The sequence below is a fragment of the Bradyrhizobium sp. AC87j1 genome, from assembly GCF_002936975.1.
In the GTDB taxonomy this organism is placed as follows: Bacteria; Pseudomonadota; Alphaproteobacteria; order Rhizobiales; family Xanthobacteraceae; genus Bradyrhizobium; species Bradyrhizobium shewense.
On the sequence record NZ_PTFE01000085.1, the window covers coordinates 19,376 to 35,565 of the forward strand.

Consider the following 16,190-nt stretch of genomic DNA (forward strand, 5'->3'; position numbering starts at 1 on the left):
GATGCGGTGATGTTAGGGGCGGGCTCCGCCGCCATATCGGATGAGGGCACCAAGAAGGCAGGCAATTAGCACAGCATCAGTTTCACCTCCGGGAGAGCAGACGCACAGTCCACGAGTCCCTCGTTCGAGACGGAAAGTGCACCCGCAGCTCCGGTGTAGCAGGTGCCGATATCAACGCTCAAGACCTTGGAGCAAACATGCACACGGGAACGGTAGTATCGTACAGCGTTGAAAAGGGCTGGGGGTTCATTCAGCCTGACGATGGCGACGGCAAGGATTTGTTCGTGCACATATCGGACCTGCGTGACTGCGCAGGGGCTGATCTGGTGTCGGGCACGCGCGTGACTTTCGGCATTCGTTTCAATAAACACCGCTCGAAGTACAGAGCCGTCGAGGTCAAGCTGACCGATTGAAATATCGCGCATCCTGCTGCGGGCGCGCACCTTACATATGATTCGTAGCGCAAAGGCCATAATGGACGACGCATAAGTTCAGTCGCGGGAATCAGTAACCAAGTCATGGACGTTTGCGACGGAGCTCGCGCGCGGAAGCGCGACGCTAAGCTGATCGATATGGATGATCTTCATTGTCAATGCCGAGCAGACTGCCAAGCTCGCCCATGCATATCCGCTTAAGCGATCCCGATTGAGCAGGTGCTACCAAATGAGATAGGTTCGACATGTTGCCGGTTGTGGTACTTTCCGAAGCCTCGCCAATCCCAAATTCCTGGTCGAGATCGAGGTGATTGCGGCTATCGATTCTAAATGAGGTGCGGACCAGTGCAATTCCTGGAGAGTGCGATACGCTAGAACGCTCAGAAACACGGTTTTCGATCGCTGCGGTTGGCGCGGTGCTGGGACCCGTGTTGCTCGTTGCGGGTGCACGGTGCAGAGAAGCGGACGAGCGGTAGCAACTTGCTGGCCGGCAGGCGCTGGCCGATATCGGCAAGAGTACCGCGACCGGCGGCAACCAGAACGCGGCCGAGATGGCGCGCAGCGGGCTGCCCCAGAGCCATCTGCACGTATTCTCGCCCAAGCTGCGCAAGGGCGATCAGGTGGCGCGGCTGCGAAGCTCCGGCTGTTCAGGGCTCCTGTCGTGGGCTTTTGTGTCATAAAGAGCCGCAACCCAACAATGAGTGAAAACCAACTCTTCAAAGCGGCTTCCTCTTTCCTGGCGCACGACACGCCGCTCGTCGGCGTCGCGGCCATTGATGGCGCGATCGATCTCGAACAACGCATCGAGGCGTCTAACCGCCTCCGGCGCGATCGGAGTGACCGCCCTTCTTACCATCTGGAGCATCTTCTCGATGTCAGCCATCTCGAAGAAGCCCCGGGCGTATGGGCAAAGCAAAACGCTGGGGTGATCGGCAGCACCTTCTTCTGCGGGTCGAGCAGCGGCTCGTGTAGCAATCGGAAGGACAAGGCGTAGCGGCCAGATGCTTCAGGGGATGCAAGATACGGATGGTGGTGTCATCGCCATGATGGCGCTCGGCCGCGAGCACATGGCGTTCGATCAAGTGGAAGAGCGGCATGACGGCGAAGATCCCGCGGCCGACCTAGTCGGCAGCGTCAATAACGGCAGGTCGATCCCCTCGCACTTAACGCGCACTCTGGCGGTTGAGCAGGATATGCATGCCCACGCTTGTCATGAAGCCGCGCGATCATCGCTCCCATCGTTTAGAATTGGGTAGGTACTGGGCGAGTGGAGCGGAGGAGGCGCGAATCACGCCTCAACCATCCGTGTTCATGGCCGCTATGCGCGGAGCGCGGGAACCAAAGGGCGGGACGCCCGCTCTCAGGCGGCAATTCAGTAGTGCGGCAGGTCCGTGTCCCTACTTGGCGTGGAATGGCGCCGGCCGCTGGCTGATCTTCTCGCAATCGCGGCTAGTGAACTTCTCGCGTCCCGTCGATCAGCTTGAACCGGCTTGGGCCCTCCTCCAACGTCTTGGTGACATCCTAACCGATCTTCGCCAGCCGCGATCCACCGCAGTGAGCGGGTAATCGATCAGGGCAAGAGTCCTTGGGCTTCACGCTTCATCGAGGCCAACGCCTCGATCAGCGTGCCATCGACTGAAAAGTGATCGCTCGACAGAAGCTTCTTCACCTTAGGCTGCGCCAGCACCGCCGCCAGGAACTTGGTCGCGATGTCGCCTTCCAGCAGCCGGTCGCGGTTCTTGGAGAACACCGAATGGTCCCAAGCCGCGTCATCGAGGCCGATGCCCAACGAACCAGCGGAACAGCAGGTCATATTCCAGCCGCTCCATCAGAAGCCGCTCCGAGCGTTTGGAATAAAACGTCGGCAACAAGTATCGCCCGCAGCAGCTTCTCCGGCGGGATCGACGGCCGCCCAATCGGCGAATAGAGCGCGGCAAACTCAAGCTCAAGCGCCGACAGGGCCTCGTTCACAATCGTCAGGATCGCTCGCAGGGGATGATCACGCCGCACCCGCGCCTCCAGGTCAACGTAGCTAAACAGCTCGCCCGTTCGATTGTCGCCGCCCCGCACGCACCATCTCCGAATCTCATCGGAGCCAATGAATCATGATCGCCGGTCGGCACGGTTTTCAGCGGCCTGCTAGAGGTCGGTGCTGAGGCCAGTCATCCTAGGATGAGTCGGGGACGTGACCCGATGGGTCCAAGGCTAACACCGGTGTCAGGAATTGCTAGCTTTTCCGACGAGCATGGCCCGTCCTGATTCCCGGTTGCGAGCGTCCTAACTAGGACAGCACCGGACGCCAGGTTCTTACAGGCACCTCAAGCTCCTAGACTTCTTGGTCCGCAACATTCTTTGGCAGACACCGCCTGACTGAATGCCACGTCGACCGAGCCGAAAAGCGGACCCGTTCCATGATGACGTGAAGAGCCAACACTGAGGAGCCAATAATCGGGTCCGAACAAATCTCGGGAGTTTAGCGCGAAGGCCCTCAACTTGAGCCGACGCGCCTTCGGCATCATCAGCGTCGGACAACTGCCTGATCGGCTCGCAACCGGTTCGATCGCCGATCGAGCCGCTATCGAGCAAGACCATGCCGTCCTAGCGGCCGGAAATCAGAAGGCGGAGGAAGGCGCTCGCTTGGGCCACCATCCGCCGAGCTGCGCGCGTCGCCGCCGCGTTGATGTCACCGCGCCTCTATGGTGACGCTGCGCGCCGACAGGGTGACCAGACACATGAGTACGGCTAACATCGCAAATGCGCTCGGCAACCCTGCGAAGTTGGCGAGGAAACCGACGAACCCCGGTCCAACGAGGAGTCCCGCATAGCCAACCGTGGTGATCGCGGCAACCGCTAAACCTGCAGGCATTACCTTCTGAGTGCCGGCCCTCCGGAAGAGAATGGGAACCAGGTTCGATGCACCAAGACCAATGAGCAGGAAACCTGCCATCGCGAGGGGGGCGCCTGGGGCCGCCAGCAGAAGCGCGAAACCCGCGACGGCCATCAGACTGCCGACCACCAGTGTCGCGCGGTCGCCCACGCGCGACGCGACGGAATCGCCCCCGAGGCGCCCAACGGTCATGCTAATGGAGAACAGCATGAAGCCGAGTCCACCCTGCGCTTTGGGTACAAGGCCACGGTCCACCAGCAGCAAGGCGCTCCAGTCGAGTATGGCTCCCTCAATAAGAAACGTGATCGCTGCTAATACCGCCAGCAGCACCACAATGGAATGCGGCATGACGAACAACGCCCCTCGCTGAGCCTGCGCTCTTTGGGGCAATCGCGACCAAGTCAGCACCATGACGCTTGCCATGAAACTCGCGCAGATCAGGGTTGATGCAAAAGCACCAACATTCGACCAAAGCAATATGCTCATCGCGGCGGAACCGGCAAAGCCGCCGATGCTGAATTGCGCGTGAAACCCGGACATCAGCGGACGCTTAGCTGCACGTTCCACCTCGACCGCACAGATATTCGCAGCGACATCGATCGCGCCGAGCGAGGCGCCGAAGGCGACCAGCGCGGCCCCGAGCGCCCATGGCGTACCGGCAACAACCAGCCAAGGAAGGATGAGTGTAAGGCTGAACCCACCGATCAGGATGATCGGTTTACTGCCATAGCGCGCACTCAACAAGCCGGTCAAAAGCATCGCGAGAACCGAGCCCAAACCTAGGCACAGCAGCAGAAAACCGAGAACGCCCTCTTCGACCGCCAGTCGTTCCTTCGCGAACGGCACCAGCGGCCCCCAGGCAGCCATACCAAAACCAGCGACAAAAAATGCAAGACGCGTCGCGAGCCGCGTGGCCGGCCGATCGGCAGACATTTTTAGGAACTCCGGAGGCAATTGTTGGCGAGCGCAGCGCGCAGGTAATTTGCACAGCCTGGCGTCATGTTAGGACGATCGAAACGGACGAGTCCACCCGCTAAACATGAGGGGGGCTTTCAGGTCACTGCGCATAGACTCTGGTCTGTCCAACTTTCTCACGCGCCGGGCTCGATCGTCTCCACCAGCCCGTAGCATTCGGCCGTGATCGACCCTGTATGAGCTTATCGGACCGTGGACCTGAGTTCGCGGCGTGCGTCACTGCGGGTGCGATCCCTAGATGTGGTGTTTCAGGAGGTTGTCCATCTGGTCTGAACCGAGGAAGCTGAGGTTGCGAAGCTTCAGTGTTCCGAGCAGAGACTAGATGGACGTCCACAAGAATGCGCCTTTGACGACCAAACGTCGAGAGGCGATGGTGCGAAGCATAGTCGTGAGTTAATGGCATGGACCACGCCCGCTCTCAGGGGCAACGTGGAGGGAGCCCGGCGGGGCAGCAGCAGGAGCGCAAGCCATGTCGAATACGAACCTTGTCACAATCGGCATCGATCTCGGAACACATTCCACGTCGTCGGTCTCGATGCCACAGGCGCAATTACGCTACGCAAAGCGCTCGAGAAATCAGCCAGGACCAGTTGCTGGGCAATGTTCCGCGTTGTCTGATCCGAATGGGGCGCGTGCAGGCGCACATCATCTGGGGTGCAAGCTCGAGTAACCCGGCGGCGCGTCACGCCGAGCCGCCGGATCGGCCGCTCCTCGTTGAGCCTGGTGAGCAACTCGCCGATCGCAACGCGGTGGCGCAGGCGGCCGAGCAGTCAGCGCTCGACGATGAGGACAGCCTGCTCGACGTCGGCCTTGTCGCGCGGCTGCGCGGCCGCGCCGGCAAAGACGGCGGTGCCGTAATGCGCGGCCGTCTCCGCATAGGTGCGATTGATCTGCGGGTCGTAGAGGTACGCCTTGATGACCGCGACCTTGGTGTTCGATGCACCGCGTGCGGGCCATCTGCATAGCGGCATCTTTGCTGCCGAGATCGGCGATCTCGTCGCTGAACCAGGGCCGAGCCGAAGGGAATTCGCAAGGGCGGAAGGCCGCAGTGAAGGTGCGGTCAGATATGCCTTGCGCCAAGGGCGTTTAGCGGCGCGGCCCGATGGCACGCTCGAACTATCACGCTGCGCAAATTGCTCAGATTACGCAGCAAGTGTGGACATCCCGCCGGACGCTGCGCAGGCCTATGGGTGGGACTATCCGGAATTTAGCGAAGAGACGACAGACGCCCTTGGCGTGTTTCTGACGGTAGCGGATACCTTCTGAAAGGATCCGGAAACGATCGGGATCGCCGCCGCCTTGCACGGAAGTGGTCTGCTGGAGCGGGAGGGGTACAAGCTTGGATGGCATGGAGGTGGCAATTCTCCTCGGGATCTTGGTCTCTCGAAAATGGGCGATGTTGATCCGATCGGCCCGATAGAGATCTGCGACGATCTCAACGCGCAACTGCTAAGTTTGGGTTGGTGCGCAGGTTGGGCCGCGCGATGGCACCAGATGAACCAGATGATGAGAACGCAGTCCCCCTAGATATCAACGATCGGATCGCGCCGGAACGATGATCCATCTGGCGGTGAATTTTTACAAGGAAGACCTGAAGCGCCGGCGCCGAGAGACCGGGATCTTATCTGTGAGGGCCAAACGCCATGGCAAAGGGTAAGAGCGAGGATCGCGCAAACTAAGCGCCTCAGTTCGCGCGTGACGGATAGCTCGCAATCTTGCGAGTGAGCTGCCAAAGCGCGACCCTGTTGGTCTCGGCTAATTGCCGTGCTCGCTGCTTAGCCGCTTCCTCATCAGCGCAAATCGCCTTACGCAGTGCACTATATTCCCGTCGGGCTCGATAACAAGTAGACCATGAACTCCTCGATCGAAGGGCTTCCAGTCACGCGCCGGCCGTGACTTTGAAGGTTATTGCTTGGTCCGATGGCGCTGCGTGCATGTCTTTGGTGGAGGTCGTCATCGCTCATGCTTATCTGATCGCGACCACCGGCCGACGTATTGCCCAGTTGCAAAGTTCCGGCATGGACATCGTTCGGATCTTATTCCCCGCCGGTTGCGCTCGACGATAGCTATAATCAATTCTTCGGTGGCGATCAGAGCCAGCTCCATTTTTTCCTTCACAATAGTCGACGTATCTCGACCGATACTGTCGAGGTGATTCAGGGCCATCACTTTGAAACTATGGGCTAGGCGCTCCTCGGCATCGTCGCGTGCATAGTCTATAATAGTATCCAGGTGGGCGACGATTTCAGCTCGTTGCTCGGTCGGTTTTGGTCCGTCTAGCAACTTTATCGCTCGAATAAAGGACTCCTAAATAGGGATCATATCAGGTTTCCTTTGACTGTGATTGGAAGCAGTGATTCCAGCTCGCACCGATGGTACAGATTCAGCGGATTCGAAACGCGGGGGACTTCAAGCGGCTTGCCGCTCCTCTTTAAGAAGTACCAGGCAGAGGGTATCTGTAGATTTCTTCGAATTTTCCATCGACGACATGCCCCACGGCCCATTCCGTGAACAACACCACGTCATCTAAAGCCACCTTTTCGGCTTTGCCCGTATCGATGTTGAAGTATTCACGATGATGCCGATCTTGTTGACCTGCGACGAACGCCTTGTTCCCCACGCAGACCAAGGGCACGCCCGCTGCAGAACCTGGCACGGCAGCGCCGGCCTCCGAAGCGCGGTCGGAAAGTGGATAAGTGTTCGGTGTGATATTCCGCCCTGCTGATGCCACGCGATTGGGTGTTGTGGGGCGGGCGTGGCGGGAAAGGTAACGATGCCCTGGTTGCCGTGGCCGTCCTCTACCAAAATGCCGACTGATCTGCCTTCAATTGAGATATCGAGCTTGATAAAGGCGCCGGGCGAGATGTTCTGAAATTTAGTAAGCACCGCCGCGAGATCGATGTTCATTGGAGATGCTCCATTCTTTTGGTGCTCACAGGGGAGTTTATGCTCGACCTATGCGCGCGCGATAGCTACCCGAAGGCCAATCGACTACTTCGGGCCTAGCCCGGGGCTCGCCAAAGGGCGCGGCTGATCCTCGATGTATGGACGGCCGCGCCATCAAAGCTGAGAAAAACGTCCAGCGCGGACGTGATTCGGTGCTCACGCCCCGAAAGCACTGTCGTTGCCGACCAGCCGTCGCCCTCGGAGTTAGCAAGGCTGGCCACTCGGCCCCCGAGAGGCTGAACTCCCAAAGGGTGCTACCAAGTATCGCGGAGAAGGACTGCAAGGCACCTACCAGGATTGGTCGGCGCCGATCTCATGTGGTCCGCGATTAGCCGGCTGGTGGGGGGTATGGGTCGTGGCCATATGTCCATCCGATTCTAAATTGGTGGTTTTCCCTTTGAACGAGAACCTGAGCGTCATGCCCTGCCTTTCCGTCCGCGTGGGCGGCATCGACCGCGGCGCGGATTGCCTCCTTCTGAGTAGCGTATGGGGCGGAGTGCTTGCCATTTACGACGACCGTCCATTCGTCATTGTGGAGTGTGAACGATATGTTGAATACGAGCCATAAAGGTCTTTCTCCCCAGGTTCTGGAAACGCGTGTCCACGCCGGGAGGGAGTTTGCAACCTGACGCGGTCGCCTCAACTACCGGATTGGATGGGGGCCGAGCTGGCCTCTTGCAGTACACATTTGTGTACCAGGCTGAGCGCTCGATGGTGGACCTGAAGCGCGCGTCGGCTTGCCAAGGACCGCTCAGAGCCAGGCGCGCGGCCGAGGAGATTGGGGGAATCGGCCGATGGATAAGGCGCTAGCAATCGCGTGGGCGTGCATTCTAATCGGCCTGGTGCTGTTCGCCGCGCTGTATCTTCCGTGGTCGTGAGTTCAAGGAAGCAGCCGATTGCCGCGCCGCGCCTGCTTGCCGCAGGCAAGCCGGCGGCAAGCGTTCGTATCAGGCCATCGCGAGTTGGCGCGGCGTCTCAGTCTCATTCCATTTGACGCCGCTATAGCGGAAAGCGACGACTTCGGTCGGTGGCTCGTCGCTCTCGACGAGTTCCTCAACCAGGGAGGTTCACTTGGCCTCACTTGGGCTGCACTTTCAGGCCCAGCTCGATCAGGCGGCGGATTGGCTTCGGGACGGTCACGCCATGCTTTTCTCGCCACGGTCGATAGCAGACAGTTCAAGGTCTTGCCAACGCATGCCAATCTGCGTGTCAGGTATCCACTGCGTTCCCAGCACCTCAGCCGGCCCGATCGCGCCCTCAAGTTGCGACCACGTCAGCATGCGACTAAATTGTGAGTTAGGCACCTTTTAGGGGCATATCCTCGCGTTTACTTCACATCCAAGCGCGCGCAGTCACGCTGGAAGCGCGGGCCGATGGGATGGGGAGAGTTGGGCAGTGAGCTATGAGCTTGTAGGTCTGCTGGTTCTATTGGGCGCGGCCGTAGTTCTTTTCGCTTAGTCGAGACGGCGAAACTCCGCCTCCGATGATGGCTGCGTCGAGACGTCAAGTGATACGTTCGAAGCTGGTGGGCTTACTGTAACGGCTTCCATGAATGTGCGCGAAATGCCTGATGAGCCGCTTCCGCCTTTGGGCTCCGTTCCTGGGCCTGCTTACCGAATAGACTACGTGAATGGGGATGGGGTCGCTTCCGAGCGCGTCCTTACTATTTTGGACGTAACGCAGGACGACGGTCGAACTACATTCTAGCCTACTGCTCTCGCGTTAAAGATAACCGGACGTTTCGAGCAGATAGGATCCGAGAGATGTACGACCACCACACGGGCGTGCGAATTCGTCAACCGATACAGTTCTTGCGGCAGTTCGTCACGTACGAAAAGCCGGAGGTGAATGAACATCTCTCCGTGATGAGTCGGGCGAGGCGCGGCCTAATCGGATTGCTCTGGATCGCGCTAGCTGACCGGCCAATTGCCGAGGAAAACTTTGCGGTGATGCTAAGTTTCATAGAGAAGCGAAGAGCACTACCGGGCTCACGAGCAGAAGCCATGCAGTGGGATAGCTCAACCGCGAAGCAGTGGTTACTTGGAGAGCGTCCCACATTTGAGCAAGCCGAGAACGCCGTGACGCGGATGCAAAGAGGTGGGATGAGACTGGGCTGTTCCGCGAGATCTCAGAGCAGTTGATCGGCTCTGACAAGCTACGCAAGCGACGCGAGAAGCTTTACCGTTCGCTAAGATAATGGGCTCGGCCCGGAGCCGTCCGCAATGGCTCGCCCAACTGGATTCGAACCGGGGATGTTTGAAGGGGAAGCCCCCGGAGCAACCGACGGGCTCCTACGTGAGGGACGCAGCTGTGGCCCCTAGGTCGCCCCGCGCCTCCCTCTCTCGAGCTGTTTGAGGACCCGCTGATATTCGAACTCGCACCACGTAAGCTCGAAAGGTTCCATGAGCGCCTCTAGCCACGCCTCGGCTAAGACTGCCATTCCTACGAAAAACAGAATCCGCGACCTCCTGACTAGCTAATCAGCGGCCGAACCCGGCGATGACGAATGAGATGTCCGCTCCAGCCAGCCTCGTACCGCAGCTAAGACGATCGCGATCAGCGGCTCAATTGAACCTTGGCAAACGTCGGGCATCTAAAGAGGGGCCCGAACGATACCAAGGTTTATGGCGCTCAATCCGACACGCTGGTTTTTGCTCATCTTCAGCTACTGCTCATACGCCGGCGCGATCTGCTGCTATTCGTCGGTGATCGCTTGTACGCTGGCGCAGAGCGGCCGTCGGTGGCAGGATGCTGCCCGGTAGCTGGGCGAGAAAAGCGCGCGGATACCTATGAGCGACTTTTTTCGCGAGCGCCTCGAAGACCTGGAAGCAGTCTGCGCTGACTGCCACAAGCTGGAGCATGGGCTGTTGTCTGCAGCCGACACTGATCGACAAACACGGAAGCAACAGGCGCATCGTGAGAGGCTTGTTCGCAAGCTCTATGCGCCGAACGGGAGGTAAAACATGGACTGCATTCTGACCCGGCAGGACGCTCTCCCCAAGTTCAACCCGCTCGAGGACGCCGTGATGGAGGACATTGCCCCGTCGGTCTGGGACGGTCCGCATGTCGGCAAGCGGCTGTCGGAGGCGATGCGAAGGCTCCGCATGCTGCCGATGCGCGCGATCGCTGGCTACAGCAGCGCGTGGCCCGCCTATGTCTATGAATGGGAGGGCCTGCTGGCGCAGCAGGAGCAAACCGAACTGGAAAAGACGCAGCGCATGCAGAAATGGGCGCGGCTGCTTCCGAGCTACAGCGACGTCACCCGGATGGAAATCGCGATATATTGGCCCGCGCACTTCCTGGCCCAGGCGGAGCACCTGATACGCGCGGTCAACCTCGTAGCGATCGGGCATTCGATGGAGCGCGATCCGAATGGGTCGCGGGCGAGCGCGGCGGCTACGCCGACACATGGCGCCAGCGTCACGACAAGGGATGCGAGATCATCGCGCGCGGCCTACATGCCGACATGTTGCCGGTCTTCTGATGGCCGCGGACTGGCACATTCGTGGGTACTACAACAAGCAGCCGAGCAAAGGTAGGCAAGTTCGGCGATTTGGCGCTCTAGGCGTGGCGCGTCGGCGACGTCAGCAAGGAAATCGAGCTGATGGCGTTTCACCACCGCGCCGACATCGCTTTCGTCGGCGTCATCGACTGTCGCGAGAACACCACCTTCCTTCCGGATGTGGCGCGACGGTCAGGGGGACGGTCACCGATCAGATGCGCGCTTGGTGAGGGAGGGAAACATGCGGTAGGTATCGAATCGCACGTCCACATGATGATGCGCTCGAGATCGAACTGCTCGTTGCATAACGGCCGCGGCCGGTAAGGACATGGCTGATGATCCTTACTCGATGCGCGGCATTTCTTAGCATCGGGCCTGGAGCTTGGCTGGAGGTGTGATCTTTTCAATCGAACCTATAGGACGCCTGAAAGAACGTACCCCACCGCTCCATGCTGTACTTCGAAAACTGTGCCCTACTGATGTTTCCCGGACCACGACAGCCTGTGCATCTCACTTCACTGTCCTTTTCGGTCCACATTGCCCAATAGCGCCCGCCGACGCCGACACTGAAGTTCTTGGTGATGAAGTAGGACAGCACGCCTTCGACCTGGACGCCGCAGCCACCACTGCCCCGTTGTTCAGCGAAGGTGGTCGTCGTGCGCAAGAGATGATTGTCACGGCCTTTGAAATCGGTCCAGGGTAAGTAAGCGACGTCCGTACTCAAACGCCAACGCTCGGTCAGCATGGTTTCGGCGCTCAAGCCGACACGAGGTGCATTCCACTGCGTATTCTGGCTGCCAACGACCGTGTCGTTGCCGGGGGACAAGCATGTAGCCATTGGGTTGGCGATCTGTACACAGCCCCTCGAGTCGGAGCCCTGTTCGTAGTAGGTCCAGCCGATAAATCCCCCAAGCTTGTAGTTGGCGGCGCGCAGGAAATCGTAACCCGCATCGGCCGTGTAGTAGGTGAACCTCCCGTTTGCCTGGCCTGATATCGTGTTGATATAGGGCGGGAGGCCCCAATCTTCATCGTTATCTTTTCCTTTGTTGAAGCGCCCAAGGCCGATGTTGCCCTTCAGGAACACTCCCCATGGGCTGTCGACACGGCCAAATAGCTCTCCGGAAAGTCCGTCGAGCCCGTGATAGGTGAGCCGCGACATTAGCGTGCTGGGGTCTTCCAGGCCGCCATAGGGCACTGCGCTGGCGTCCCATTGGAAGCGTCCCCGGCTGAGCCAGAGCCGCGATCCGCCTTCGAACGACCAACCGGCCGTGTAAGCAATCGGCGCGCCCGCGGGTGCTTTCGCGTACAGCGGCGCATCGGACCATTGCGCCGTCCATGGGTCGGCGCCAAAATGGTAGTTCAACCCGATCTTTCCGATGTGATAGTTGCTGGACAGGCCCGTTGTGTTCGCCGGAAGAATCGCGAACGGCGGATCCTGCACCGTCGGAGGCGTTACGACGCTCGGCCCGCCGAAATGCAGATAGTCATACTCAGCTTTGACCGACCATGCAGGCGTAAGCGCTTGCTCGATGCCCAGCCCGATGGTTGCACCGAGGCGACCATAGTCGAAATGAGCGTTCTCCTGTGGCCAGCCGCCTTCGAAGTTGTTGACGACGTCGCCCCGATTGTTTTGCCAAGCGACGCCTCCCTTGAGATAGGCCAGCGTGCGGCCCAGCGCGCCAAACGCGTAACCGACGCGGCCGGTCCCGGTGGCAAAGACGTTGGGACCTGCCTTGCAGTTTGCGCTCACGACAAAGCCAGACGCCGCGAGGCAGGTATTTGTGCCGTCGGAGACTGCACCGCTGGCATCCAGTTCGACACCCAACACCCAGCCGTCCTTCTGCCAATTGTAGCCGATCTGGCCGCCGGAGAGGAACACTGGGGTATCGACGACATCGCCATAGATTGACGGACCGTAGGGATTGCTGAAGGAGGTGCGGCCGTAGCCGCCGCCGACGTGCCCGCCAATATAGCCTCCGGACCAGTCCCACACCGCCGGTGGCAGTTTCACTCCTGGCTCAAGGTCAGCCGCATTGGCTGCACCGCTCGCGACGAGCCCAATTGTCGCGGCTCCCAAAAGAAGAACTCCAGATCGCATCCGACACGTCCCCGCATTATCTCGGTCCACAACCGAGCGCCCTTAACTTCGCGCAGCAAACGGTCGGGGCGGATCAGACGCTAACAGCGACGCGTGCCGAGTCCGCCCCGAAGACCATCACACTGCGATTGGTGATGATGCCGCAAAGAGAGCAAGTCGCGTGCCGAAGTGAATTCGTAGGCTCTGCAGGCACCTTCGTCGCGGTGCGTGGCGTCAATTTGCTGACAATCGTCTCAATACCGACAGCCAGCGCAGCCTGTGCAAAACGTGGCTCCGCGCGATATCATGGGCCTACGCCCACAACGCCCTGTTTCCCTCGGCTACCGAGCCAAAGCGCTCAAGCTTGAGTTGTCGGAATCGATGCGCCGCTTTCCACGCTGCCGTAGTTGTAGACCGCCACGGCGCGTGATCCGAACGGCTCCCATCGTCGCGTACATGTGTTCGGGGTGTAATGGACTTCGAGGCGGCGCAAGATGCGGCGAGCCTCGGCGGGCGCAAATGCTTGATACAGCGCGCCGGCGGTATGGATCGACAGATTGTCCTGCACGACACGGATACAGGCGGCGTCGGGATAATAGACGTCGACGAGTTCGCGCATGCAGTGGGCACATAGTCCGCGGCGGCGCGGCGCTCAGTGACCTTGATGTTGCGCCAGCCGCGATGCGGGTCGAAGGTGACGAAGAGATTGACGGTGCCGTTGCGGCGGTACTCGTAATCATAGCGCTCGCGCTGTCCCGGTTGCGCCGGGACAGGCTGACGTACCTCGCCGATGGAATGCACCACATGTCCCTGCGCCACGGCTTGAGGTCGTTCTCGGCCAGCCGGCGACGCACGGTCTCGCCCGACAGGCTGTCGTGATCGGTGAGCTTGACCATCGCGTCAGCCAAAAGCGGCAGCGTCCAGCGTTTGCGGCCGACGGGCGGCTTGGCGCATGCCGTCGCCACGAACAGGGCTTTGTCCTTGCCGGTCAGCTTGCGTTCCGCGCCCGGGCGCGGCTCCTCGCTCAAGGCCCGCTCCAGATTGCCTTCCACAAAGCGGCGCTTGGTCCGGCCGACGGTGGAAGGGCTGACCCGGACGGTTCGGACAATCTCCGCGTCGTAGCTGCCGGCATCGGCCGCCAGCAAGATCTGCGCCCGCTTCAGCTTGCGGGCGGCGTGCTTGCCGCCGCCGAGCATCGCCCTCAGTTCGTCCCGCTCGGCTTAGCTCAATACGACCCGATAACGTACATTCATCCTTTGCCTCCTTGTCGGAGGCCGGGACGAATCCAACGATGAGTGAAAAATCAGGCACGCGCTTCACCGAGAAGCAGGGGCACTACCTCGCTTTCATCCATACCTATTCGTACATGTTCGGACAGCCGCCCGCCGAAGCCGACATCCAGCGCCATTTCCGCGTCAGCCCACCAGATGATCCTCACCCTCGAACGAAACGGCTTCATTCGCCGTTAGCCCGGTGTTCCCCGAAGCATCGAGATTCTCCTGCCACCCGAAAACTTGCCGATCCTCGAATGGTCGGTATCAAAACGTCAAAATCACTGTGATGAGCCACTAGGTGCCAAATCCAGATGCATAGAGTTGATTCAAACAGGAAGGCCGCAAGATAATCAAGACAGACACGCCGTAGAAGAAGCAGTGGCCGACTGACCATCTAGGTGGAAAATCGATGCCCTTATGTTTCCAATGAGTTGACCGTGATGATAACTGCGCCAGCGAATTAGGGCGCGCGCAAAATTCAACTTGCGGCACTTAGGGTTAAATGAGGACAGTACCGCCACGCTAAGACTTGGCGCCCGGATTAGGCACCAGATCAGGGAGCGCCGCATACATGGCGTCGATGCTATCGAGATCGATCAGCGTCCGGGCATCGAATTTCTTCGCCTTGATCCGCCCGGCATTGATCAGTTCATAGCATTTCGTGTGCGAGAATTTCCCGTAGCGGCACGCCTCCTTGACGCTCGCTAACCGGTGGCCGGTCGCGGTATCGATCGCGCTCACCTTAACTTCCTCGGTCATCGTCATTGCCTCGTTTCCGTTACCCGGCGGCGCCGCTCTTGCGTGCTCTGCGCTGTACGCGCCCGATGACAGACCTTCCAGACCGTCATTCGGCGGGGCACATAGTCACGGCAACAGGTCTTGCGGAAGGAGGGCACGCAAAACTCGTCATTGAACTGCCTTTTGGGGGCGCTCGTTCCTAACAGCGATGGCGTCTCATCGGCCGAGCCGCCGCTCAACCTTCTTGCGGCTGCTGCCCACCTTCTTGACCGCCTTCTTCACTGCGGAAGCCCAGCGGCGCTTATTCAACGACCATAACACCGGCGCGCAATTCGCCGTATCGGCTCGAGCTCAATCGGCCAGTTCGCCTGCAGCCATCAAATCCCCATAGCCTGCCGCGCCATCCTCGCTCATTACGCGCGGTTTCCTCCCCTGGACGCTTTCGGACGCCCGCCGCCCGAGTATGCCGCGCCGTCGCCCCCGCGGCGGCCGGCCTCCGAAACCCTTCACACGAGCGGACGTCAGTTTCGCTTGCTATTTAGGCGGTGGCCTGTCGTTGAGGGGCTTGCCTTTATCGACGATATGCACCGTCTGAAGTTTCAGCGTCTTGTCGCCGACCACCTTGTAAGCCCCATGAGGCACATACCGAACATTCATCCCGACGGCGCCGGTCGGAATAGGCACCTGCTTTCCATCGGGTAACTCGATAAGACCACTTTCAAGGAAGTAGTACGACTCGTCACCGTGATGGATATGCAGCGTCGCAGTCTCGCCCGGCTTTATCTCGCTGGCGCTAGTGACGATTTCCATGTTCGTGCCCGTTAGGTCACCTCGCTTCAACTCCTTTCGAAAAGGGGAGTCCTGTGCACCTGCCGTAGTCACGAACATTGAAGCCAAAGCGGCTGCGATTATGACCTTCATGGAAAGTATCCTCTTGTAAAAAACTGCAGCTTGTCCGGGTCTGCCCTTCCCAGCTTGTCGGAATTTACGCCTATCGGCAAGGTGGTACTGGAGGGCCGGTACCGCGCAACTGGTGAACATGCCGAGGCGCTTTGGTCAAAATGCGCCATTCACGGAGCAGGCTGTGGGCTTCCGGTTGACCCTGACAAGCTGACCTTCTCAGCGGATCATGAATGGCCTTGAGGATGTGGCTGACCTCGCGGACCCGGGTCGACGGCAGGTGGCTGAAGATTGCGATAAAAATGCACCATGCAGCGTTGATAGCGTGCGTCCGGCAGATAATCCGCAACGCTTTCGACAAGACCTCGGCACGCGTCGGAAACCACCAACTGCACGCCCCTGAGACCGCGATCGACGAGATGCCGCAGAAACGATGACCAGCCGGATTTGTCCTCCT

Annotated in this window: 10 protein-coding genes and 5 pseudogenes; 3 read left to right on the forward strand and 12 right to left on the reverse strand. The window is 59.7% G+C overall.

The features are described from left to right. Positions 1-197 precede the first annotated feature (197 nt). Positions 198-413, forward strand: coding sequence for a cold-shock protein (locus CV770_RS31755; RefSeq protein ID WP_104465164.1), 216 nt, complete (start codon positions 198-200; stop codon positions 411-413). A gap of 667 nt (positions 414-1,080) precedes the next feature. Here CV770_RS31755 and CV770_RS42855 read toward each other — a convergent pair. The 6 genes and pseudogenes from CV770_RS42855 to CV770_RS31785 all read right to left on the reverse strand — a co-directional run. Beyond that, positions 1,081-1,636 (reverse strand): annotated as a pseudogene (locus CV770_RS42855) (IS66 family transposase); the annotation flags it as partial. A 379-nt stretch (positions 1,637-2,015) separates the two neighbouring features. Further along, positions 2,016-2,504: pseudogene (locus CV770_RS31765) on the reverse strand (transposase); the annotation flags it as partial. Positions 2,505-3,117: 613 nt separating this feature from the next. Next, positions 3,118-4,254, reverse strand: a complete 1,137-nt coding sequence (locus tag CV770_RS31770) for an MFS transporter (RefSeq protein ID WP_104465165.1) — start codon at positions 4,252-4,254, stop codon at positions 3,118-3,120. Between the two features lie 710 nt (positions 4,255-4,964). Next, positions 4,965-5,231: pseudogene (locus CV770_RS31775) on the reverse strand (IS21 family transposase); the annotation flags it as partial. A 1,591-nt stretch (positions 5,232-6,822) separates the two neighbouring features. Continuing rightward, the gene (locus CV770_RS31780) at positions 6,823-7,203 is read right to left on the reverse strand and encodes a hypothetical protein (protein ID WP_104465166.1); all 381 of its coding nucleotides are present in this window, start codon (positions 7,201-7,203) and stop codon (positions 6,823-6,825) included. A gap of 367 nt (positions 7,204-7,570) precedes the next feature. Then, entirely contained in the window at positions 7,571-7,885 is a 315-nt protein-coding gene (locus CV770_RS31785; protein ID WP_245453913.1) for a DUF2188 domain-containing protein, read from the reverse strand. Between the two features lie 2,320 nt (positions 7,886-10,205). Between CV770_RS31785 and CV770_RS31795 the strand changes: the two genes are divergently transcribed. After that, positions 10,206-10,781: a hypothetical protein gene (locus CV770_RS31795; RefSeq protein ID WP_104465168.1), complete on the forward strand. Its 576-nt coding sequence runs from the start codon at positions 10,206-10,208 to the stop codon at positions 10,779-10,781. A gap of 366 nt (positions 10,782-11,147) precedes the next feature. Here the strand turns inward: CV770_RS31795 and CV770_RS31800 are convergent, their stop codons facing one another. Next, on the reverse strand, positions 11,148-12,842 hold the full coding sequence (locus CV770_RS31800; protein WP_161500047.1) for an outer membrane beta-barrel protein: 1,695 nt from the start codon (positions 12,840-12,842) through the stop codon (positions 11,148-11,150). A gap of 442 nt (positions 12,843-13,284) precedes the next feature. Then, a pseudogene (locus CV770_RS31805) lies at positions 13,285-14,017 on the reverse strand (transposase); the annotation flags it as partial. Between the two features lie 95 nt (positions 14,018-14,112). On the opposite strand from CV770_RS31805, the gene CV770_RS31810 reads away from it, so the two are divergent. After that, positions 14,113-14,382 (forward strand): SOS response transcriptional repressor, encoded by a 270-nt coding sequence (locus tag CV770_RS31810; RefSeq protein WP_349627985.1) that lies wholly within the window; start codon positions 14,113-14,115, stop codon positions 14,380-14,382. A gap of 235 nt (positions 14,383-14,617) precedes the next feature. Here CV770_RS31810 and CV770_RS31815 read toward each other — a convergent pair whose 3' ends face one another. The 4 genes and pseudogenes from CV770_RS31815 to CV770_RS31830 form a co-directional block, all read right to left on the reverse strand. Then, positions 14,618-14,860: a helix-turn-helix domain-containing protein gene (locus CV770_RS31815; RefSeq protein WP_244622499.1), complete on the reverse strand. Its 243-nt coding sequence runs from the start codon at positions 14,858-14,860 to the stop codon at positions 14,618-14,620. Between the two features lie 189 nt (positions 14,861-15,049). Continuing rightward, positions 15,050-15,130: pseudogene (locus CV770_RS31820) on the reverse strand (DUF3606 domain-containing protein); the annotation flags it as partial. Positions 15,131-15,367: 237 nt separating this feature from the next. Then, positions 15,368-15,754 carry a cupin domain-containing protein gene (locus CV770_RS31825; RefSeq protein WP_104465169.1) on the reverse strand — a complete coding sequence of 129 codons (387 nt, stop codon included), beginning with the start codon at positions 15,752-15,754 and terminating at the stop codon, positions 15,368-15,370. A gap of 206 nt (positions 15,755-15,960) precedes the next feature. After that, the coding region (locus tag CV770_RS31830) for a transposase (RefSeq protein WP_245453915.1) at positions 15,961-16,190 on the reverse strand (230 nt) is incomplete at its 5' end.

Excerpts from the sequence above, each read along its gene's own strand:
- CV770_RS31755 (WP_104465164.1), top strand. The coding sequence starts at position 198 with ATGCACACGGGAACGGTAGTATCGTACAGCGTTGAAAAGGGCTGGGGG.
- CV770_RS31770 (WP_104465165.1), bottom strand. The coding sequence starts at position 4,254 with ATGTCTGCCGATCGGCCGGCCACGCGGCTCGCGACGCGTCTTGCATTT.
- CV770_RS31780 (WP_104465166.1), bottom strand. The coding sequence starts at position 7,203 with ATGAACATCGATCTCGCGGCGGTGCTTACTAAATTTCAGAACATCTCG.
- CV770_RS31795 (WP_104465168.1), top strand. The coding sequence starts at position 10,206 with ATGGACTGCATTCTGACCCGGCAGGACGCTCTCCCCAAGTTCAACCCG.
- CV770_RS31800 (WP_161500047.1), bottom strand. The coding sequence starts at position 12,842 with ATGCGATCTGGAGTTCTTCTTTTGGGAGCCGCGACAATTGGGCTCGTC.
- CV770_RS31810 (WP_349627985.1), top strand. The coding sequence starts at position 14,113 with ATGAGTGAAAAATCAGGCACGCGCTTCACCGAGAAGCAGGGGCACTAC.
- CV770_RS31815 (WP_244622499.1), bottom strand. The coding sequence starts at position 14,860 with ATGACGATGACCGAGGAAGTTAAGGTGAGCGCGATCGATACCGCGACC.
- CV770_RS31825 (WP_104465169.1), bottom strand. The coding sequence starts at position 15,754 with ATGAAGGTCATAATCGCAGCCGCTTTGGCTTCAATGTTCGTGACTACG.